At 54.7% G+C, this 20,685-nt stretch carries 17 protein-coding genes and 4 tRNA genes; 18 read left to right on the forward strand and 3 right to left on the reverse strand.

Features of this window, described 5'->3' with window-relative positions; translation table 11 throughout:
* Window positions 1–32: 32 nt before the first annotated feature.
* Entirely contained in the window at window positions 33–1,517 is a 1,485-nt protein-coding gene (gene gppA, locus ACQE32_RS18665; protein ID WP_427022245.1) for a guanosine-5'-triphosphate,3'-diphosphate diphosphatase, read from the reverse strand.
* 7 nt (window positions 1,518–1,524) lie between these two features.
* Window positions 1,525–2,817, reverse strand: coding sequence for an ATP-dependent RNA helicase RhlB (rhlB, locus tag ACQE32_RS18670; protein WP_426975074.1), 1,293 nt, complete (start codon window positions 2,815–2,817; stop codon window positions 1,525–1,527).
* A 117-nt stretch (window positions 2,818–2,934) separates the two neighbouring features.
* On the opposite strand from rhlB, the gene trxA reads away from it, so the two are divergent.
* The 18 genes from trxA to ACQE32_RS18760 all read left to right on the forward strand — a co-directional run bounded on the left by trxA (window position 2,935) and on the right by ACQE32_RS18760 (window position 18,550).
* A complete protein-coding gene (trxA, locus tag ACQE32_RS18675; protein ID WP_085069436.1) occupies window positions 2,935–3,267 on the forward strand; it encodes a thioredoxin TrxA in 333 nt (110 codons plus the stop codon).
* A gap of 339 nt (window positions 3,268–3,606) precedes the next feature.
* Window positions 3,607–4,866, forward strand: a complete 1,260-nt coding sequence (gene rho / locus ACQE32_RS18680) for a transcription termination factor Rho (RefSeq protein ID WP_038628983.1) — start codon at window positions 3,607–3,609, stop codon at window positions 4,864–4,866.
* Between the two features lie 288 nt (window positions 4,867–5,154).
* On the forward strand, window positions 5,155–6,237 hold the full coding sequence (gene wecA, locus ACQE32_RS18685) for a UDP-N-acetylglucosamine--undecaprenyl-phosphate N-acetylglucosaminephosphotransferase (protein WP_426975123.1): 1,083 nt from the start codon (window positions 5,155–5,157) through the stop codon (window positions 6,235–6,237).
* 28 nt (window positions 6,238–6,265) lie between these two features.
* Window positions 6,266–7,297 (forward strand): ECA polysaccharide chain length modulation protein, encoded by a 1,032-nt coding sequence (wzzE, locus tag ACQE32_RS18690; protein WP_426975075.1) that lies wholly within the window; start codon window positions 6,266–6,268, stop codon window positions 7,295–7,297.
* Between the two features lie 57 nt (window positions 7,298–7,354).
* Window positions 7,355–8,485 carry a non-hydrolyzing UDP-N-acetylglucosamine 2-epimerase gene (wecB, locus tag ACQE32_RS18695; RefSeq protein ID WP_426975076.1) on the forward strand — a complete coding sequence of 377 codons (1,131 nt, stop codon included), beginning with the start codon at window positions 7,355–7,357 and terminating at the stop codon, window positions 8,483–8,485.
* The gene (wecC, locus tag ACQE32_RS18700) at window positions 8,482–9,744 is read left to right on the forward strand and encodes a UDP-N-acetyl-D-mannosamine dehydrogenase (RefSeq protein ID WP_426975077.1); all 1,263 of its coding nucleotides are present in this window, start codon (window positions 8,482–8,484) and stop codon (window positions 9,742–9,744) included. Before wecB ends, wecC begins: the two co-directional genes overlap by 4 nt.
* Window positions 9,741–10,814 (forward strand): dTDP-glucose 4,6-dehydratase, encoded by a 1,074-nt coding sequence (gene rfbB / locus ACQE32_RS18705; protein WP_426975078.1) that lies wholly within the window; start codon window positions 9,741–9,743, stop codon window positions 10,812–10,814. The genes wecC and rfbB overlap by 4 nt, the downstream gene beginning before the upstream one ends.
* Window positions 10,815–10,825: 11 nt before the next feature.
* Window positions 10,826–11,707, forward strand: a complete 882-nt coding sequence (rfbA, locus tag ACQE32_RS18710) for a glucose-1-phosphate thymidylyltransferase RfbA (RefSeq protein WP_426982329.1) — start codon at window positions 10,826–10,828, stop codon at window positions 11,705–11,707.
* Window positions 11,685–12,377, forward strand: a complete 693-nt coding sequence (gene rffC, locus ACQE32_RS18715) for a dTDP-4-amino-4,6-dideoxy-D-galactose acyltransferase (protein WP_426975080.1) — start codon at window positions 11,685–11,687, stop codon at window positions 12,375–12,377. Before rfbA ends, rffC begins: the two co-directional genes overlap by 23 nt.
* A gap of 4 nt (window positions 12,378–12,381) precedes the next feature.
* A complete protein-coding gene (rffA, locus tag ACQE32_RS18720) occupies window positions 12,382–13,512 on the forward strand; it encodes a dTDP-4-amino-4,6-dideoxygalactose transaminase (RefSeq protein WP_426982327.1) in 1,131 nt (376 codons plus the stop codon).
* Window position 13,513: 1 nt separating this feature from the next.
* Window positions 13,514–14,764, forward strand: a complete 1,251-nt coding sequence (wzxE, locus tag ACQE32_RS18725; protein ID WP_426975082.1) for a lipid III flippase WzxE — start codon at window positions 13,514–13,516, stop codon at window positions 14,762–14,764.
* On the forward strand, window positions 14,761–15,834 hold the full coding sequence (locus tag ACQE32_RS18730) for a TDP-N-acetylfucosamine:lipid II N-acetylfucosaminyltransferase (RefSeq protein ID WP_426982325.1): 1,074 nt from the start codon (window positions 14,761–14,763) through the stop codon (window positions 15,832–15,834). Before wzxE ends, ACQE32_RS18730 begins: the two co-directional genes overlap by 4 nt.
* On the forward strand, window positions 15,831–17,207 hold the full coding sequence (wzyE, locus tag ACQE32_RS18735; RefSeq protein WP_426975084.1) for an ECA oligosaccharide polymerase: 1,377 nt from the start codon (window positions 15,831–15,833) through the stop codon (window positions 17,205–17,207). The genes ACQE32_RS18730 and wzyE overlap by 4 nt, the downstream gene beginning before the upstream one ends.
* Before the next feature lies 1 nt (window position 17,208).
* Window positions 17,209–17,949 (forward strand): lipopolysaccharide N-acetylmannosaminouronosyltransferase, encoded by a 741-nt coding sequence (gene wecG, locus ACQE32_RS18740; protein WP_427022255.1) that lies wholly within the window; start codon window positions 17,209–17,211, stop codon window positions 17,947–17,949.
* 178 nt (window positions 17,950–18,127) lie between these two features.
* Window positions 18,128–18,204: transfer RNA gene (locus tag ACQE32_RS18745), tRNA-Arg, on the forward strand.
* 59 nt (window positions 18,205–18,263) lie between these two features.
* Window positions 18,264–18,339: transfer RNA gene (locus ACQE32_RS18750), tRNA-His, on the forward strand.
* Between the two features lie 16 nt (window positions 18,340–18,355).
* Window positions 18,356–18,442: transfer RNA gene (locus tag ACQE32_RS18755), tRNA-Leu, on the forward strand.
* A 31-nt stretch (window positions 18,443–18,473) separates the two neighbouring features.
* Window positions 18,474–18,550 (forward strand) — tRNA-Pro (locus ACQE32_RS18760).
* A 942-nt stretch (window positions 18,551–19,492) separates the two neighbouring features.
* On the opposite strand, the gene hemY is transcribed toward ACQE32_RS18760, so the two are convergent.
* A complete protein-coding gene (gene hemY / locus ACQE32_RS18765; protein ID WP_426975087.1) occupies window positions 19,493–20,683 on the reverse strand; it encodes a protoheme IX biogenesis protein HemY in 1,191 nt (396 codons plus the stop codon).
* Window positions 20,684–20,685 lie beyond the last annotated feature (2 nt).

Genomic DNA, 20,685 nt, shown 5'->3' on the forward strand with positions numbered 1-20,685 from the left:
AAGGCTGCGTCTGCAATGACGCAGCCCAACTGCTAAATTATCCTGAGCGGCCAGTGCACATAGGATTGCCAGCGGCTCTCCTGCTCCAGCATCTCCGCGCCCAGCGGGTGAGCCTGCAACCAGCCTGACGGCAACAGCACCTGTAGCGCCTCGTCTTCACTGTGCAACTGCACCGTTGGCAAACTGTCATCACGACGACGGCTGGCGAAAATCACCGCCAGACGCAGCAGCCGACACATCCGTTCTGCCATGCGGGGCGGCACAGCGTTTTGCTGGTTCAGCAGCGCCAGGTCAATACCGTTACTTTGATTCTGCAACAGCGTGGCCAACAGCTTTTTCTGAGCGGGCGTAAACCCGGGCAGATCAAGATGGCGCACCAGATAAGCGGCATGCTGGGTGGCAAGACGGAAATCCACGCTCAGACCAATTTCATGGATCAGACAGGCATTTTCCAGCAGCTCACGACAATAAGCATCCAGCTTCCAGTGCGGGCTTACCTGCTGAACAAAGCTCATCGCCAGCTGACGTACGCGCTCCGCCTGTTCAACGTCGATGATAAAACGACGCTGAATATTGTGGATGGTTCGGCTACGAATATCCCGATCGACCGGGTAGTGCAGCATACCGTACAGCAAGCCTTCACGCAGAGCGCCGCCTGCCAACGTCATGCTTTCAATATTTAATTCTTCAAAGATGGCAATCAGAATAGAGAGGCCGCTGGGGAAAACCAGTGCCCGCTCCAGAGTCAGGCCTTCGATCTCCAGCTCTTCGAGCTTGCCACATTTGATCGCACGCTGTTTAAGCTGCTGCAGTTTATCCAGCGTAATACGCTCATCCATGCCCTGCGCTACCATGATTTCCTGTAGCGCCTGCACGGTGCCGGAAGCGCCCACGCAAATTTGCCAGCCCTGATCGCGCAATCGTCCCGCGACAGGCTGAATCATGGCGCGAGCGGCCTGTTCCGCCTGCTCAAAGTTCTTTTTACCTAAATGCCGGTCAGCGAAATAACGCTCCAGCCAGGTGACGCAGCCCATCGACAGACTGAACAGCGCGGTTGTTTGCGCGCCGGTTCCGGTAACCAGTTCAGTGCTACCGCCGCCGATATCCACCACCAGGCGTTCATCAGAGCCACCGGTAGTATGCGCTACGCCCTGGTAAATCAGCCGCGCTTCTTCTTCGCCGCTAATAACGTTAACTAAACAGCCAAGAATCGCTTCGGCCTGGGCGAGGAAATGTTTCGCGTTTGCCGCCAGACGCAGCGTTGCGGTGGCAACCACACGAATCTGATCGGCAGGGATATCCTGCAGCTGCTCTGAAAACAGCCTCAGGCACTGTAAGCCTCGCTCCATCGCTTCTTCAGAAAGCTCTCCGGCGCTGTTAAGGCCGGCGGCGAGGCGCACTTTACGCTTGATGCGGGCGACGGTCTGAATATTTCCCGCCACCTCGCGCACCACTAACATATGAAAGCTGTTAGAGCCCAAATCAATCGCAGCATAAAGTGACGACGCGCTGAACATGGTGTGATTAACCTGAACGTTTACGGTTATTGTTACGCGGTGCACCGCTGCGACGGTTGTTGCCCGCAGCACGGCGCGGACCGCTACCCGGACGGTTACGCGTCAGGCGTTTCGGCGGCGGAAGATCGGTCATCAACGCGTCGCTGTTATATTTACTGACCGGAATGCCGTGACCAATATACTCTTCGATGGCAGGCAGGTTCAGCGCGTACTCTTCACAGGCGAGGCTGATAGAGTGACCGCTGGCGCCGGCGCGTCCGGTACGACCGATACGGTGAACGTAATCTTCGCAATCGTCAGGCAGATCGTAGTTAAAGACGTGCGTCACTGCCGGAATATGCAAACCGCGTGCGGCAACATCGGTCGCAACCAGAATGTCTACGTCGCCACGGGTAAAGTCTTCCAGGATACGCAGGCGTTTTTTCTGCGCCACGTCGCCGGTCAGCAACCCTACACGGTGTCCATCTGCTGCCAGATGGCCCCAGATATCTTCGCAACGATGTTTGGTATTGGCGAAAATAATGGCGCGGTCCGGCCACTCTTCTTCAATAAGCGTTTGCAACAGGCGCATCTTTTCTTCATTAGAAGGGTAGAACAGCTCTTCCTGAATGCGGTGGCCCGTTTTCTGATCCGGCTCGATTTCGATATGCTCGACGTTGTTCATATGCTCAAATGCCAGCTCGCGTACGCGATAAGAAAGCGTGGCGGAGAACAACATGCTCAGACGCTGATTTGCCGCAGGCATACGGCGGAACAGCCAACGAATATCTTTAATGAAGCCCAGATCGAACATGCGATCGGCCTCATCCAGCACCACCACCTGAATTGCGCCCAGGTTAATGTGGTTCTGCTTAGCGTAATCGATCAGGCGACCGGTGGTGCCCACCAGGATATCGACGCCTTTTTCCAGCACTTTTAGCTGTTTGTCATAGCCGTCGCCGCCATAGGCGAGACCCAGCTTCAGGCCGGTGGACTGCGCCAGCGGTTCAGCATCGGCATGAATCTGTACGGCCAGTTCGCGCGTCGGAGCCATAATCAGCGCGCGTGGCTGATTGATCTGACGGCCTTCGGCTGCAGGGTGAGAAAGCAAATAATGGAACGTTGACGTTAGAAACGCCATCGTTTTGCCGGTTCCGGTTTGCGCCTGGCCCGCGACATCGCGCCCTTCCAGTGTAAGGGGCAATGCTAACGCCTGGATAGGCGTACAATTATGGAAGCCTTTCTTTTCAAGGGCTTCGATAACCTGTGGGTGCAGGGCGAAGTCGGAAAACTTCTGTTCGGTTAAGTGTGTTTTGCTCATAGTGTGGTAGAATATCAGCTTACTATTGCTTTACGAAAGCGTATCCGGTGAAATAAAGTCAACCTACGTTGGCAGATTTTACGCCAACCAGCCAGGCATAATCTTGTGGAGTAAGACATGAGCAGCGATAAAATCGTTCATCTAACCGACAATAGCTTTGAAACCGACGTGCTGAAAGCCGAAGGTTTAACGCTGGTGGACTTCTGGGCAGAATGGTGTGGTCCGTGCAAAATGATCGCCCCGATCCTCGACGAAGTAGCAGAAGAGTATGACGGTAAGCTGACCATTGCCAAACTGAATATCGATGAGAACCCGGAAACGGCGCCGAAATACGGTATTCGCGGCATCCCGACGCTGCTGCTGTTTAAAAATGGTGAAGTTGCAGCGACCAAAGTTGGTGCGCTGTCGAAAGGCCAGCTCAAAGAGTTCCTGAACGCGAACCTGAGCTGATTCATTGCCGGCGCTGGCGGTCAGAGTAATTTTTGCCAGACCGCTAGACGCCCGGCATGAAGCGTGCTAAGTTAAATCTACTGCATTACGAACTTACCTGTAGTTTGTTTCCCTTGTTGAACGCTGGCGTTATCTTCCCAGTGCCTCAACAATCTGACGGTTAGCATCACAATTTCCGGCATCTGTTTTCAACCGTCTCCTCGTTTTCAGATCGGCATTCACGCATAAGATCATCGAGCAGACACGGAAACGGAGCCATTAACGGGCATGGACCTTCTTTTGCCATACCATTCACGACAACCTTTTCGAGATATACCCCGAGTTTAAGAACCCACCATTATGAATCTTACCGAACTAAAAAATACGCCGGTTTCAGAGCTGATTACTCTTGGCGAGAACATGGGGCTGGAAAACCTGGCGCGCATGCGTAAGCAGGACATCATTTTTGCTATCCTCAAACAACACGCGAAAAGCGGTGAGGATATCTTCGGTGATGGCGTACTGGAGATACTGCAGGACGGATTTGGTTTCCTCCGCTCCGCAGACAGCTCCTACCTCGCCGGTCCTGACGACATCTATGTTTCCCCCAGCCAAATTCGCCGCTTTAACCTTCGCACTGGTGATACCATTTCAGGCAAAATTCGTCCGCCGAAAGAGGGCGAGCGTTACTTTGCACTGCTGAAAGTTAACGAGGTCAACTACGATAAACCGGAAAATGCGCGCAGTAAGATTCTGTTTGAAAACCTGACGCCGCTGCACGCGAACTCTCGTTTACGTATGGAGCGCGGTAACGGCTCAACAGAAGACCTGACCGCACGCGTGCTGGATCTCGCTTCACCGATTGGCCGTGGCCAGCGTGGTCTGATTGTTGCACCGCCGAAAGCGGGTAAAACCATGCTGCTGCAGAATATCGCGCAGAGCATTGCCTACAACCATCCTGACTGCGTGCTGATGGTGCTGCTGATTGACGAACGTCCTGAAGAAGTGACCGAGATGCAGCGTCTGGTCAAAGGCGAAGTGGTTGCTTCTACCTTTGATGAGCCAGCATCTCGTCACGTTCAGGTTGCCGAAATGGTGATCGAAAAGGCCAAGCGCCTGGTTGAGCATAAAAAAGACGTTATTATTCTGCTCGACTCCATCACGCGTCTGGCGCGTGCTTACAACACCGTCGTGCCAGCTTCCGGTAAGGTTCTGACCGGTGGTGTGGATGCAAACGCCCTGCATCGTCCGAAACGCTTCTTTGGTGCGGCGCGTAACGTGGAAGAGGGCGGCAGCCTGACCATTATCGCTACTGCGCTGGTAGATACCGGTTCGAAGATGGATGAAGTGATTTACGAAGAGTTCAAAGGCACCGGTAACATGGAGCTGCATCTCGCACGTAAAATCGCTGAAAAACGCGTGTTCCCGGCTATCGACTACAACCGTTCCGGGACGCGTAAAGAAGAACTGCTCACTTCCCAGGAAGAGCTGCAGAAGATGTGGATCCTGCGCAAGATTATTCACCCGATGGGCGAAATCGACGCAATGGAATTCCTCATCAATAAGTTGGCCATGACCAAGACCAACGATGAATTCTTCGACATGATGAAACGTTCATAATTTTTTAGCCGTTGCGTCAGGGAGAGTTCAAGACTCTTTAGCACGGTAAGAAAACTCGGGTAACGCCACGCTCAGACGTGGCGTTTTTTATTTTTGGGCTATAGGATAAAGCGACTGTCGGACGTCACCGGTCGCTAAGTGTAATAAAAGCAGACGCTTTTGCTTAAATAACCAGCGGTCGTGCGGCCAAATCGCGTTATCAGGACGTCAGTCAGGGTGGCAGGCATAATTATTGCTTATATTTACCCGGTGTCTTAGCTGAGAGTTGTTAATGTGAATTTACTCACCATGAGTACCGAGCTTGGTCTAATTTTTCTGTTTTCACTGGCATTCATTTTTTTTGCCCGCAAAGCAGCTAAAAAAGTCGGCCTGGTTGACCGCCCGAATTATCGTAAACGTCATCAGGGACTGATTCCGCTGGTTGGCGGCATCTCCGTTTATGCAGGCATCTGCTTTACTTTTGTTATCACTAATTATTATCTGCCCCACGCGATACTCTATCTGGCCTGTGCCGGTGTGCTGGTATTGGTTGGGGCGCTGGATGACCGTTTTGACATTAGCGTCAAGATTCGTGCCGTCGTACAGGCTGCTATCGCGATAGTGATGATGGTGGTGGGCAAACTCTACTTGCTCAGTCTTGGCTATATTATCGGACCAATGGAACTGGTTGTCGGGCCATTTGGCTATGTGTTGACGCTGTTTGCCGTTTGGGCGGCAATCAATGCTTTCAATATGGTTGACGGCATTGATGGTCTGCTGGGCGGTTTGTCCTGCGTGACCTTTGGCGCAATGGGCATCATCCTCTTTTTCGACGGCCAGCACAGCCTGGCGATGTGGTGCTTTGCCATGATTGCCGCCACGCTTCCCTATATTCTCCTTAATCTGGGCGTTTTCGGTAAACGCTATAAAGTGTTTATGGGCGATGCGGGCAGTACGCTGATTGGCTTTACCATTATCTGGATCCTGCTGGAAACCACCCAGGGCGTTACGCACCCCATTACGCCGGTTACGGCGCTGTGGCTGATTGCCATTCCGCTGATGGATATGGTGGCGATCATGTATCGCCGACTGCGTAAAGGAATGAGTCCTTTCTCTGCCGATCGTCAGCATATTCATCATTTGATCATGCGCGCCGGGTTTACTTCACGACAGGCGTTTGTGCTGATCACGCTTGCCGCTGCGCTACTGGCTGCTGTAGGCGTATTGGGTGAGTATCTGGCGTTTATTCCTGAGTGGGTGATGCTGCTGCTTTTTCTGTTTGCTTTCGTCCTCTACGGCTACTGCATCAAGCGCGCCTGGCGCGTTGCCCGCATGATCAAACGTCTCAAGCGCCGCCTGCGTCGCGCTAATAAAAATAAGCACCCGGGCTAAGCGCCCTCTGGACAAGGATACCCTGCATATGACCTCTGACTTCGTGGATAACGAATTGGATATTCGTGGCCTGTTTTGCGCGCTGTGGCGCGGCAAACGTTGGATTATCGGGCTGGCGCTGTTGGGCATGCTACTGGCGTTTATCTGGTCTCTGCTGGTTAAACAGGAGTGGAGCACCACGGCAATCACCGATCGTCCCACGGTAAATATGATTGGCGGCTACTATTCGCAGCAGCAATTCTTACGCAACCTGGATAACCGTAATGGCGCCACCGCGCTGACGGTACCGCAGCCCTCGGTAATGGACGATGCCTACCAGGAATTTCTTATGCAACTCTCTTCATGGGACACGCGGCGCGAATTCTGGTTACAAACTGACTACTATAAGCACCGCAAAAGCGGCAACGTCCATAAAGATGCCGCGCTGCTGGACGAAATGGTCAGCAATATTCAGTTCAGCCCGGCGGACAGCGCGAAAAACCTGAGCGATAGCGTCAGGCTGGTAGCGGAAACCGCAGTAGATGCCAACAATCTGCTGCGTCAGTATGTTGCTTTCGCCAGCGAACGCGCGGCGCGTCATTTAAATCAGGAACTGACGGCGGCCTGGGCGGCGCGTACCGTTCAACTGAAAGCGCAGGTCAAACGCCAGGAAAAGGTGGCCAATGCGGTGTATCAACGGCAGCTACGCAGCGTAGAGCAGGCGCTAAAAATTGCGCAACAGCAGGGGATCGACCAGGCAAAAACCAGTACGCCATCGGAGCAGCTGCCCGATTCAGAACTCTTTTTGCTTGGCAGGCCGATGCTGCAGGCGCGCCTGGAAAACCTGCAGGCGAATGGGCCGACATACGATCTGGACTATGATCAAAATCGGGCCATGCTCGATACGTTGAACGTTGGGCCTACGCTTGAGCAGAAGTTTCAGACCTACCGCTATTTGCGCACCCCGGAAGAGCCGGTGAAGCGCGACAGCCCGCGCCGGACGTTGGTCATGATTATGTGGGGCGCCATTGGCGCGTTGGTGGGTGCAGGCGTTGCCCTTATTCGCCGTCCTCGTGCCTGATACGCGCGTTGCAGGTGTCGCTGTGACTGACACGGCTAACGAACGAAGAGAAAAACAGTGAAAGTACTTACCGTTTTTGGCACGAGGCCGGAAGCTATCAAAATGGCTCCGCTGGTGCATGCGCTGGCGAACGATGCCGCATTTGATGCCCGCCTGTGTGTGACGGCCCAGCATCGCGAGATGCTCGATCAGGTTCTGCGCCTTTTCACGCTAAAGCCAGACTATGATCTGGATATTATGCGTCCGGAGCAGGGACTCACGGAAATCACCAGCCGGATACTGGAGGGGCTAAAAGGCGTATTTGCCTCTTTCCGTCCTGATGTCGTGCTGGTGCATGGCGATACCACCACAACGCTGGCAGCCAGCCTGGCCGCTTTTTATCATCGCATCCCGGTGGGGCACGTTGAGGCCGGGCTGCGCACCGGCGATCTCTATTCGCCATGGCCTGAGGAAGCGAACCGTAAACTGACCGGCCATCTGGCTACGTGGCACTTTACCCCTACTGAATACTCCCGGCAGAACCTGTTGCGGGAAAACCTGTCGGATAAGCAGATATTTGTTACCGGTAATACGGTTATTGATGCGCTGTTCTGGGTGCGCGATCGCATTCTCTCCGATCGCCAGCACCACGAGAGCCTGGCCGCGCGTTATCCTTTTCTTGATGCGGCGAAAAAGTTGATTCTGGTTACCGGGCACCGCCGTGAAAGCTTTGGCGACGGTTTTGAGCGCATTTGCAGCGCGCTGGCGACGCTGGCGCGTCAGCATCCTGATATCCAGATAGTTTACCCGGTGCACCTGAACCCCAACGTCAGCGAGCCCGTTAAACGTATCCTGAGCGGCATCGACAATATTATTCTTATTGAGCCGCAGGAGTATTTGCCCTTTGTCTGGCTGATGAATCGGGCCTGGCTCATTCTGACCGACTCCGGCGGCATTCAGGAAGAAGCGCCTTCGCTGGGTAAACCGGTTCTGGTCATGCGCGAAACCACGGAGCGTCCCGAGGCGATTGAGGCCGGAACGGTGCGCCTGGTTGGAACCCGCGAAGAGAAGATTGTGGCAGAGGTTACCCATCTGCTCACCCATGAAGAAGCCTGGCAGGCGATGAGCCATGCGCATAATCCGTATGGCGATGGCCATGCCTGTGCCCGCATTCTGCAGGCGTTAAAAAATCACAGAGTAACATTATGAGTTTTAGAACGATTTCGGTTATTGGCCTAGGCTACATCGGGCTGCCTACCGCCGCCGCGTTTGCATCGCGCCAGCAGCATGTTGTGGGAATTGATATCAATGCGCACGCCGTTGAGACTATAAACCGTGGCGAAATTCATATCGTCGAACCGGATCTGGATACGGTAGTTAAGCAGGCCGTACAGCAGGGGTTTCTTCGTGCCGCCACGCAGCCGGTGGCGGCCGATGCGTTTTTGATCGCTGTTCCCACGCCGTTTAAAGGCGACCATCAGCCTGATATGACCTATGTTCAGGCAGCCGCGCTGTCGCTTGCGCCGGTGTTAAAGCCGGGCGATTTAGTGATCCTGGAATCCACCTCGCCGGTCGGCGCGACGGAACAGATGGCAGACTGGCTGGCTGAAGCGCGTCCTGACTTATCGTTTCCACAGCAGCAGCCGGATAGCCCCGATATTCACATCGCCTACTGTCCTGAGCGGGTGCTGCCCGGTCAGGTAATGGTTGAGCTGATTAAAAACGATCGCGTGATCGGCGGCATGACGCCAGCCTGCTCTGAGCGCGCCAGCGAGCTGTACCGCATTTTCCTTGAGGGCGAATGCGTAGTCACCAATGCCCGCACCGCTGAGATGTGCAAGCTGACCGAAAACAGCTTCCGTGACGTTAATATCGCTTTTGCCAACGAATTGTCGCTGATTTGCGCGCAGCAGGACATCAACGTGTGGGAACTGATAGCGCTGGCCAACCGTCACCCGCGCGTCAATATTCTGCAGCCGGGGCCGGGCGTCGGCGGCCACTGTATTGCAGTCGATCCCTGGTTTATCGTCGCGCAGAATCCAGAGCTGGCGCGTCTTATCCGCACCGCGCGTGAAGTAAACGACGCCAAGCCGCACTGGGTGCTGGATCAAGTGAAAGCAGCGGTTGCCGACTGCCTGAGCGAGAGCGGCAAGCGCGCCAGCGAATTAACCATTGCCTGCTTTGGCCTGGCCTTTAAACCTAACATTGACGATTTACGGGAAAGCCCAGCGATGGAGGTTGCGCATCTGGTCGCCTCCTGGCATAGCGGCACGACCTGGGTGGTGGAGCCTAATGTGCAGCAGATCCCGGCGGCGCTGGCTGATGAAGCGACACTGGTAACGCTGGAGCAGGCGCTCACGCAGGCGGATGTTCTGGTGATGCTGGTTGATCACCACGTTTTTAAAGCGGTAAGCGGCGAGCAGGTCACCCAGCGCTGGGTAGTGGACACGAAAGGAGTGTGGCGATGAAGCAATTTCTGGTTACCGGCGGCGCAGGCTTTATCGGTTCGGCGGTGGTTCGCCATCTTATCCAGCATACCGGACACCGGGTGGCGGTGGTCGATAAGCTGACCTACGCCGGCAATCTCTCTTCGTTGGCTCCGGTTGCGGATAGCGATCGCTTTGCTTTTGAGCACGTCGATATTTGCGATCGCGCCGCGCTGGATCGCCTGCTGACACGCTATCAGCCCGACTGCATTATGCATCTGGCGGCGGAAAGCCACGTTGATCGCTCTATCGACAGCTCCTGGCCATTTATTGAAACCAATATTGTCGGCACCTGGCAGCTGCTGGAAGCGGCACGTCATTACTGGCGCGGCCTGTCAGCTGAAAAGCAGGCGGCGTTTGTTTTCCATCATATTTCCACCGATGAAGTGTTTGGCGATCTGCATGGCAGCGATGACTTCTTTACCGAAACCACGCCTTACGCGCCCAGCAGTCCTTACTCCGCCAGTAAAGCCAGCAGCGATCACCTGGTTCGTGCCTGGATGCGCACCTACGGCCTGCCGGTTATCGTGACCAACTGTTCTAACAACTATGGTCCTTACCATTTTCCCGAAAAGCTTATTCCACTGATGATTATCAATGCGCTGGCAGGCAAACCGCTGCCGGTTTATGGCGATGGCGGACAAATTCGCGACTGGCTGTATGTGGAAGATCATGCGCGCGCGCTGGTAACCGTAGTGAGCACTGGCCAGGCCGGAGAAACCTATAATATTGGCGGTCATAACGAACAGCGTAATATCGACGTTGTAAATACGCTTTGCGACCTGCTGGAAGAGCTGGCGCCGACCAAACCGGCAGGCATTGCACACTTCCGCGATCTGATTACCTTTGTTACCGACCGCCCTGGTCATGATCAGCGCTACGCGATTGATGCCGGAAAAATCGAGCGCGAGCTGGGCTGGCGTCCGCAGGAGACGTTTGAAAGCGGCCTGCGTAAAACGGTGCAGTGGTATTTGAGTCATGAGAACTGGTGGCGCAGCATTCTTGATGGCAGCTATCAGGGCGAGCGGCTCGGGCTTTCTTCCCCTCACTGAGGCGAATCACCATGAAAGGCATTATTCTGGCCGGTGGATCCGGTACGCGGTTGCATCCTATCACGCGAGGGATCTCGAAACAGCTGCTGCCCATCTATGACAAGCCGATGATCTACTATCCCCTGTCAGTATTAATGCTGGCAGGCATCCGCGAAATTCTGATTATTACCACGCCGGATGATATGCCGCACTTCCAGCGCCTGTTGGGCGACGGCAGCGAATTCGGCATCCGGCTGGCGTATGCGGCCCAGCCCAGCCCGGATGGCCTGGCGCAGGCTTTTATTATTGGCGAAACGTTTCTTAACGGCGAGCCGAGCTGTCTGGCGCTGGGCGATAATATCTGGTTCGGTCAGGGCTTCAGTCCCAAATTGAAAAAAGTGGCGGCGCGTAGTCAGGGCGCGACAGTTTTTGGCTATCAGGTTATGGATCCCGAGCGCTTTGGCGTGGTGGAGTTTGACGACGATTTCCGCGCGATTTCACTGGAAGAGAAACCCGTTAAACCCCGATCTAACTGGGCGATTACCGGGCTTTATTTTTACGATAGCCAGGTCGTGGAGTTCGCACGCCAGGTTAAGCCTTCGTCACGCGGCGAGCTGGAAATCACCTCTATTAACCAGCGTTATCTGGAACAGGGCGAACTCAGCGTTGAACTGCTGGGCCGTGGCTTTGCCTGGCTGGATACCGGTACGCATGACAGCCTGATTGAAGCCAGCACCTTTGTGCAAACGGTTGAAAAACGGCAGGGCTTTAAAATCGCCTGTCTGGAGGAGATCGCCTGGCGCAACGGCTGGCTGGATGATGATGGCCTGCGCCGTGCGGCTCAGGCGCTGCAAAAAACCGGCTACGGTCAGTATCTACTGGATATCTTACATGCGCGTCCACGCCAGTATTAAAACGCTCGACTGGGAAAACGCCTTTTTCCAACACAACAGCGCTCAACTGGCATGGGATGCCTCCGCCACGCTCGATTTGGCGCAGCTCGACGCGTTTGATGTGGTGCAGGCAAAAGTCGACAGCCAGCAGACCGCACAGCTGGATACGCTACAGCAGCTGGGGTTCCACCTGGTGGAAGGAGAGGCGGATCTACTGCTTGCCGTCACCGCCGGGGAGCGTCAATCCGGTATACGTATCGCGCGACCGGAACATATTCCGGCATTGCGTACCGCCGCTGGCGCCGCTTTCGCTTACAGCCGCTTTCGCGCGCCCTGGTATCAGCCGCACGACAGCGCCCGCTTTTATGCGCAATGGATCGAAAACGCAGTACGCGGCACGTTCGATAACCAGTGTCTGATCGCGCATGATGAACAGGGCAAGCTGCAGGGCTTCGTTTCGCTGCGCGAGCTGGGCGTTGATGAGGCGCGTATCGGCCTGCTGGCGACCCTGCCGACAGCGCAGGGCCAGGGCGTTGGGACCCGGCTGATGCTGGCGGCGCTTGACTGGTGCCGGGCGCGGCGGCGTAACAAATTGCGTGTTGCGACGCAGCTCAGCAATCTGGCCGCAATGCGGCTCTATCTTCGTTGTGGTGCCTCTCTTGAGAGCACTGCTTACTGGTTATACAGGTAACGTCATGATTCCATTTAATGCGCCACCGGTGGTGGGAACCGAAGTTGAATATATGCAATCCGCCATGAGTAGCGGCAAGCTGTGCGGCGACGGCGGCTTTACGCGTCGCTGTCAGCAGTGGATGGAGCAGCGTTTCGGCAGCAAAAAGGTTCTGCTGACGCCCTCCTGCACCGCATCGCTGGAAATGGCCGCGTTGCTGATCAATATTCAGCCCGGTGATGAAGTGATTATGCCGAGCTACACTTTTGTTTCTACCGCCAATGCGTTTGTGCTGCGCGGCGCGAAGATTGTGTTTGTGGATGTGCGTCCTGATACGCTGAACATTGATGAAACCCGTATCGAAGCGGCCATCACTGAAAAAACGCGGGCTATTGTGCCGGTTCACTATGCAGGCGTTGCCTGTGACATGGACGTGATTATGGCGCTGGCGCGCAAGTACCAACTGTATGTGATTGAGGACGCGGCGCAGGGCGTCATGTCTACATACAAAGGGCGGGCGCTGGGCAGCATCGGCCACATCGGCTGTTTCAGCTTTCACGAAACGAAAAACTACACCGCGGGCGGTGAAGGCGGCGCCACGCTGATCAATGACAGCGCGCTGGTGGAACGGGCAGAAATCATTCGTGAGAAAGGCACTAACCGGAGCCAGTTTTTCCGTGGGCAGGTGGATAAATATACCTGGCGCGATATCGGCTCCAGCTATCTTATGTCCGATCTGCAGGCAGCCTATCTGTGGGCGCAACTGGAAGCGGCAACGCGGATTAATCAGCAACGGCTGCATCTCTGGCAGCGTTATCATGATGCCCTGAAGCCGGTTGCGGCTCGGGGCCGTATTGAACTGCCGGGCATCCCTTTAGATTGCCAACACAATGCCCATATGTTTTACATTAAACTGCGCGATGCGGACGATCGGGCGGCGCTGATTAACTGGCTAAAAGAGGCGGAGATCCTGGCGGTCTTTCATTACATTCCGCTGCATAGCTCGCCTGCGGGAGAGCAGTTTGGCCGCTTTGCGGGCGAGGATCGCTATACCACCGTTGAAAGCGAACGCCTGCTGCGTCTGCCGCTGTTCTATAACCTGTCAGATAACAATCAAAGCACCGTTATCAACTCTCTGCTGAGTTTCTTCTCCTGATATGTCATTAGCTAAAGCCTCGGTGTGGACCGCAGCGTCCACGCTGGTAAAAATTGCTGCCGGCTTGCTGGTGGTAAAGCTGCTGGCAGTCAGCTTTGGGCCGGAAGGAGTAGGGCAGGCGGGCAACTTCCGCCAGCTGATCACCGTGCTGGGCGTGCTGGCGGGTGCCGGTATCTTTAATGGCGTCACTAAGTATGTCGCGCAGTATCAACAGCAGCCGCAGCAATTGGCCGCCGTTACCGGCACTGCCGTCACCATGGTGCTGGGCTTTTCCACGCTGTTGGCGGTGATTTTTCTGCTGGCTGCCGCGCCCATTAGCCAGCTGCTGTTTGGTCACGATCGTTATCAGCAGGTGATTCGCATCGTGGCATTTTTGCAGATGGGTATCGCCTGGGCCAATCTGGCGCTGGCAATCATGAAAGGGTTCCGCGATGCGATGGGCAATGCGCTGTCGCTGATGGCAGGCAGCCTCATCGGCGTAATCGGTTATGTCATCTGTTACTGGCTGGGCGGCTATAGCGGCGCACTGGTTGGGCTGGCGCTGGTGCCGGCGCTGATCGCCATTCCGGCGCTGCTGCTGCTGATAAAGCGCGACCACCTGCCGCTGCGCGCGCTGGCACCGCGCTGGCGGAGTGAGTTGGCGCGTCAGCTGGCTAAGTTTACGCTGATGGCGCTTATTACGTCCGCTACGCTTCCTATTGCCTGGATGATGATGCGTAACCTGCTGGCAGCGCGCTATAGCTGGGAAGAAGTCGGGCTATGGCAGGGCGTTACCACCATATCCGATGCCTGGCTGCAGTTTATTACCGCCACCTTTAGCGTTTGGCTACTGCCGACGCTCTCACGCCTGAATACAAAAGCGGAAATCTCACGCGAGATTTTCCGCACGCTGCGTTTTGTGCTACCAGCGGTGGCTGCCGTAGGTTTTTGCGTCTGGCTGCTGCGCGATGTAGCGATCTGGCTGCTGTTTTCCAGCCAGTTCACCGGCATGCGCGACCTTTTTATCTGGCAGCTTATTGGCGATGTGCTGAAGGTTGGAGCTTACGTTTTCGGCTATTTGGTGATTGCGAAAGCCTCGCTGCGTTTTTATATTGCCGCCGAGCTTAGCCAGTTTGTTTTGCTGACCGCTTTTTCGCGCTGGTTAATACCGTCTTATGGTGCCATCGGCGCCGCGCAGGCGTATATGGCTACCTATATTGTCTATTTTGCGCTCTGTTTATGCGCTTTTTTGATTTATCGCCGAAGAGTATGACGACATTGATTCATGTACTGGGTTCGGATATTCCGCATCATAACCAGACTATCCTGCGTTTTTTTAATGATGTAATGCGGGAAGCGCAGCCGTGCCGCACGCCGCGCACCTTTATGGTCGTCAGCCAGGATATGACGCTGGCCGCCGCCTGGCCGGCATTGCAGGTGCAAATTTTTGCCAGTAAAAAAGCGCTGGCCCAGGCGGTGCTACAACGCGCGCGCGATCGGCAAACCCACTTTTTCCTGCACGGGCAGTTTAATCCCTGGCTGTGGCTGGCATTACTGAGCGGCAGTCTGCGGCGCAATCAGGTTTACTGGCATGTCTGGGGGGCGGATCTGTATGAAGAGTCACGCAGCCTGAAGTTCCGTCTGTTTTATCAGCTGCGTCGACTGGCGCAGGGACGAGTCGCGCACCTGTTCGCTACCCGGGGTGATATTAGCCATTATCAGCAGCGCCATCGGCGCGTGCCAGCTTCGCTGCTCTATTTCCCTACGCGTATGCATCAGGCGATGCCAGCGCGTCAGCGTCAGGATAAAACCTTTACGCTGCTGTTAGGTAACTCCGGCGATCCCAGCAATCGCCACATTCCGGCGCTACAGACTATCCGGCAACAGTTTGGCGAACAGGTCAGGGTGATAGTGCCGCTCGGTTATCCGCCCAATAATCAGGCTTATATCGATCAGGTAAGCGCTGCTGCACGCGATCTGTTTCCCCATGGGCAGGTGGCGTTGTTGACCGATAAAATGGCGTTTGACGACTATCTGCAACTGATCGCCGACTGCGACCTGGGCTATTTTGTTTTTGAGCGTCAGCAGGGCATAGGGACGCTTTGTCTGCTGATGCAGGCCAACGTGCCGGTGGTACTGAATCGGAAAAACCCGTTCTGGCAGGATATGGTGGAGCAACAGCTTCCCGTATTGTTTGATACTGATGCGCTGAGTCTGGACATTGTTGCTCAGGCTCGTCAGCAGCTTTCTGGCATAGATAAAACCGGCATCGCCTTCTTTGATCCAGCCTTTGTTAGCGGCTGGAAGCAGGCGCTCACGCTGGCAGAAGGAGGAGCGCAATGAGTCTCGCGCAGTTTGGTGGCCTGTTGCTGGTCTGGCTGGTGTCGCTGGGCTTTATTCTGACCCTGACATGGCGCGAATTCCGGCGGGTACGCTTTAACTTTAACGTCTTTTTCTCGCTACTGTTTTTGCTGACCTTCTATTTCGGCTTTCCCTTAACCAGTTTGCTGGTCTTCCGGTTTGATGTCACGGTAGTACCGCCGACGTTCTTATTGCAGGCGTTGCTGGCGGCCGGCAGTTTTTACGCCATTTATTATGTCAGCTATAAAACGCGTCTGCGGGCGCGACGGACTGATAGCGGGCGCAGCTTGTTGAGTGTGAATCGGGTAGAGGCGCATCTGATTTGGGGCATTCTGGCGCTGCTGGCGCTGGTAACCGTGGCGATATTCTTTATGCGTAACGGTTTTCTGCTGTTTCGCCTGCATGCATACAGCGAGATATTTTCCAGTGAAGTGTCCAGCGTGGCGCTCAAGCGCTTCTTCTATTTCTTTATTCCGGCAATGCTGGTGGTTTACTTCCTGAAGCCAGGACGACGCGCCTGGCTATTTTTCCTTGCCAGCACCGTTGCCTTTGGCCTGCTGACCTATGCCATTGTTGGCGGCACGCGCGCCAACATCATTATTGCGTTTGCCCTGTTTTTGTTCATCGGCATTATTCGCGGCTGGATCACGTTGTGGATGCTGGCGGCCGCCGGCGCATTCGGTATTGTAGGGATGTTCTGGCTGGCGCTGCGGCGCTATAACCTTGACGTCAGCGGCGCCGAGGCGCTGTACACATTTCTTTATCTGACGCGTGACACTTTCTCGCCGTGGGAAAACCTGGCGCTGCTGTTACAAAACTACGACAACATTCACTTTCAGGGGCTGGCGCCGATTGTTCGTGATTTCTATGTCTATATTCCCGGCTGGCTGTGGCCGAGCCGACCTTCACTGGTGCTGAACAGCGCGAACTACTTCACCTGGGAAGTGCTGAACAACCACTCAGGTCTGGCGATCTCTCCCACTTTGTTGGGATCGTTGATCGTCATGGGTGGCGTAGCCGCTATTCCGGTGGGCGCGGTTGCGGTGGGCCTGATTATTAAGTGGTTCGACTGGCTTTATGAAGGAGGCAAACAACACGCTAACCGCTATACCTCTGCAATCTTGCAAAGCTTCTGTTTCGGTGCGGTGTTCAACATGATTGTGCTGGCACGTGAAGGGCTGGACGCCTTCGTCAGCCGCGTGGTTTTCTTCTGCCTGATTTTTGCCGCCTGCGTGATGATAGCTAAGTTACTTTTCTGGCTGCTGGACAGCGCCGGTTTGATTCGTCCGCGTCGACGCGCTGGCATATTGGCGGAAACGCCTGCCGCGACGCCGGAAAGATGTGAGGATTATTAAAATGGATGTCACGCCGAAGGCGCCCCAATACCAGATTCGTGGCATCAGGCTGCACGCTTTTTCCGGCATGGCTGAATGCCTGGACTATCTTTGCCCGGATGGCAAGGCACGTAGCGGCACCCTGGTCGCCATTAATGCGGAAAAGGTGCTGGCCTATGAGGAAAACCCGGCGCTGCGTCAGCTGATTGATGCAGCGGAGATCAAATACCCGGACGGCATTAGCATTGTGCGCGCGATCCGCAAAAGGTATCCGCAGGCGCAGGTTACGCGCATCGCCGGGGCCGATTTGTGGGAAGCGCTGATGGCGCGTGCCGGGCAGCAAGGCATTCCGGTCTTTCTGATCGGCGGCAAGCCGCAGGTAATGGAAGAGACGGTAGCGAAGCTGCGCCAGCAGTGGCAGGTTAATATTGTGGGCACCCAGCACGGCTATTTCAGTGCAGACGACAGCGAAGCGCTTTTTAAACGCGTAGCACAGAGCGGGGCGCAGATCGTTACGGTGGCAATGGGGTCACCGAAGCAGGAACTGCTGATGCAGGCGTGTCGAAAGGTTTGTCCGCAGGCGCTCTATATGGGCGTAGGCGGCACTTATGATGTCTTTACCGGACATGTGAAGCGCGCGCCGGTTATCTGGCAGCGTTTGGGGCTGGAATGGCTTTATCGCTTGTTAAGCCAGCCCAGCCGTCTGCGTCGTCAGCTGCGTCTGATAAAATTCCTGCGTTATTACTATCGCGGTCAGTTATAAAGATCGGCTATTTCAGGGCGGCAAACGGCTAAATGAGGGGTTTTTATTCGTTTGCCGACCTGAACTGGCGTTTGTTTAGACGGAATGCACAAAGCGTAATCAAACGCGTTTTTTTATTAAAAAAGCACTGGACAGCTTGGGTGCAAATCCGTAGTATCCCCATCCGCAACGGCGCTACGCGCCCGTAGCTCAGCTGGATAGAGCGCTGCCCTCCGGAGGCAGAGGTCTCAGGTTCGAATCCTGTCGGGCGCGCCATTAATCGGGCGCAAGAGCTGCGGTGGTAACATTTACCGCGTTAGTAGTAAGAAGTAATGGTGGCTATAGCTCAGTTGGTAGAGCCCTGGATTGTGATTCCAGTTGTCGTGGGTTCGAGTCCCATTAGCCACCCCAACTTTTGCTGGAACATGCGAAGGTGGCGGAATTGGTAGACGCGCTAGCTTCAGGTGTTAGTGTCTTAACGGACGTGAGGGTTCAAGTCCCTCTCTTCGCACCAGGCAAAAGAAAGTAAGATAAGAGCATTATGTCGGCGAGTAGCGCAGCTTGGTAGCGCAACTGGTTTGGGACCAGTGGGTCGGAGGTTCGAATCCTCTCTCGCCGACCATCTTATTAACCTGCTTATGCAGGTTTTTTTGTATCTGATATTCTGCTTCTGCTTCTGCTTCTGCTTCTGCTTTATTTATTATCCCCAATGACCTTATCACAACCCGCCTGACGCCACTGTTTCAGCAATCGTTGCCATGAGTATGGATAGCGTGCATCCAGCATCTGCACAAAACCGAGCCGGTTTATATCAAAATGACGAAAATCGTTACGCAGCTCGCACCTGGTGGCTAACAGGCAGCGTTGAGTGTGAGAACCGGTTGATGGCAAGAGGGCAGGACAGAGGCTGCATTACTCAAAGTTCCATCTACGGTCTGGCTTAAAGCCGCATCACTATATAGCGAAACCCAGCAATGTTGCGCTTGTTAACACGCCTGTCTCTGGCTGGAGACACATAATCTATTGATTATAAATAAACTTTTTTGCCTGGGTATGGGTAGTCTCAAAATGGAGACAAATTATTGGCAGGCTGTCGCCTGTTTATGACAACGATATGCTGCTTAAAACAGGGCGTCAGACTATTTTTTCTTGATTCAAAGAGATAGACAATAACGGAAAAGATCAGCGCAGACTGGCACAGCTTATGCAATACTATCTGCGTAGATGCTCATTCCACCTCTTATGTTCGCTTCGGCTTCATAAACCAGGAATGATGCAGAGCCAAATTAGGGTACCCGTTGTCCAGCCAGCCAATATCGTTCGCCTTATTGGATTTAAGGGCACTACGTTGAGTCGGGTACCAATCCGGTTGTCTTACCGACCTGATCTTTACACCTGCCTGTTTTAGGCAGGTGTTTTTTTATCTGAGTACTGCATCGCTTATGCTGTTCCGGCAACAAGACGGCAATCGTCACGTCAGGAAAACAGCTTTGCTAAATTTTTATCGCGGATTACAGCACGCATAAAAAAGCCGGGTTTTATCCCGGCTTTTTTTACGCTGTTATTAGCGGTTATTTTTTAACGTCAGCAACAGACCTTCGCGACGCATCTGGGCGGCCTCTTCCGGATGATGCAGCTTATCCAGCGTATCGGCCAGCCAGGCGTAATCAAAACCATCCGGACGCTGTTTCAGGGCTTCTCTGAACGCTTCACTTGCCTGCTGCCACTCGCCATGTTTCATTAACAGCTGACCCAGGGTGCTATAGAGCAATGGTGTAGCGCCGTGCTGTTTAATCTGCTGGCGCAGCGCTTTTTCCAGCTGTTCCGGATTGCCGGTTTTCAGTCGAGGCATCAGCAGGATCAGGCGCTCATCATAGTGACGCTTCAGCCCATCCAGCACGATCTGTTGAGCGGTATCATGATCGTCGCAGGCAATTAAATGATCCGCCATTGCCACCTGCAGCGCCGTTTCGTGGCGCGTTTTACGGGTCAGGCTTTGCCACCAGCGCTTCAGACCTTCGCTACCCTGTTCCGCCATCGCCTGGTTCATCAAACCCAGCCAGGCCTGCTGACGCAGCGCTTTAATATGCTCGTCATCTGCCACCTGCGTTTTTTCCATCGCCGGCAGGATATCGATCAGCGCGCTCCAGCCGCCGGTACGTATATAAGCCTGTTCCGCCAGGCGCAGCACTTCGGGATGGCGCGGAGCCACGTCCAGCAAACGATCGATGCCATGACGGGCAGCATGATCTTCATTACGTGCCAGCTGAAGACGAACGCGGGTAATTTCCACCGGGATAGGATCGTTATGCGCCAGCTCTGCAGCTCTTTCCAGATGCTGGTTCGCCCGCATCTCATCGCCGCGTTGCTGTGCCGCCTCCGCCGCCAACAGGTAGTTGACCACTGGCTGCTCAGCATGATCGGCATTGCGCGAAAGCAATTTTTCTACCTGGCGATAGTCGCCTTCCGCCAGCTTAAGCAGTGCTTCATGCGTTTGGCGACGGGCGCGATTACGTTTGCGCCCCATAAACCAGCCGCGGGTTTTAGCGCCGGTACGGAACAGGCGACGCAGCAACCATTCCACGGCCAGGATCACCAACAGCGAGATAATAAGCATGATCGCCAGGCCGGTTACGCTGGTTTCAATATTCCAGTTGTCGGTCTGGATCAGCACATAGCCCTGATGACCCGCAATCATAGGACCGATAACCACACCGGCAATCAGCAACAGAAATAGTATAAAAACTTTTAGCATCG

The sequence above is a fragment of the Pantoea sp. FN0302 genome (assembly GCF_050113775.1).
Lineage (GTDB): Bacteria > Pseudomonadota > Gammaproteobacteria > Enterobacterales > Enterobacteriaceae > Mixta > Mixta alhagi.

Excerpts from the sequence above, each read along its gene's own strand:
- gppA (WP_427022245.1), bottom strand. The coding sequence starts at position 1,517 with ATGTTCAGCGCGTCGTCACTTTATGCTGCGATTGATTTGGGCTCTAAC.
- rhlB (WP_426975074.1), bottom strand. The coding sequence starts at position 2,817 with ATGAGCAAAACACACTTAACCGAACAGAAGTTTTCCGACTTCGCCCTG.
- trxA (WP_085069436.1), top strand. The coding sequence starts at position 2,935 with ATGAGCAGCGATAAAATCGTTCATCTAACCGACAATAGCTTTGAAACC.
- rho (WP_038628983.1), top strand. The coding sequence starts at position 3,607 with ATGAATCTTACCGAACTAAAAAATACGCCGGTTTCAGAGCTGATTACT.
- wecA (WP_426975123.1), top strand. The coding sequence starts at position 5,155 with ATGAGTACCGAGCTTGGTCTAATTTTTCTGTTTTCACTGGCATTCATT.
- wzzE (WP_426975075.1), top strand. The coding sequence starts at position 6,266 with ATGACCTCTGACTTCGTGGATAACGAATTGGATATTCGTGGCCTGTTT.
- wecC (WP_426975077.1), top strand. The coding sequence starts at position 8,482 with ATGAGTTTTAGAACGATTTCGGTTATTGGCCTAGGCTACATCGGGCTG.
- rfbB (WP_426975078.1), top strand. The coding sequence starts at position 9,741 with ATGAAGCAATTTCTGGTTACCGGCGGCGCAGGCTTTATCGGTTCGGCG.
- rfbA (WP_426982329.1), top strand. The coding sequence starts at position 10,826 with ATGAAAGGCATTATTCTGGCCGGTGGATCCGGTACGCGGTTGCATCCT.
- rffC (WP_426975080.1), top strand. The coding sequence starts at position 11,685 with ATGCGCGTCCACGCCAGTATTAAAACGCTCGACTGGGAAAACGCCTTT.
- rffA (WP_426982327.1), top strand. The coding sequence starts at position 12,382 with ATGATTCCATTTAATGCGCCACCGGTGGTGGGAACCGAAGTTGAATAT.
- wzxE (WP_426975082.1), top strand. The coding sequence starts at position 13,514 with ATGTCATTAGCTAAAGCCTCGGTGTGGACCGCAGCGTCCACGCTGGTA.
- ACQE32_RS18730 (WP_426982325.1), top strand. The coding sequence starts at position 14,761 with ATGACGACATTGATTCATGTACTGGGTTCGGATATTCCGCATCATAAC.
- wzyE (WP_426975084.1), top strand. The coding sequence starts at position 15,831 with ATGAGTCTCGCGCAGTTTGGTGGCCTGTTGCTGGTCTGGCTGGTGTCG.
- wecG (WP_427022255.1), top strand. The coding sequence starts at position 17,209 with ATGGATGTCACGCCGAAGGCGCCCCAATACCAGATTCGTGGCATCAGG.
- hemY (WP_426975087.1), bottom strand. The coding sequence starts at position 20,683 with ATGCTAAAAGTTTTTATACTATTTCTGTTGCTGATTGCCGGTGTGGTT.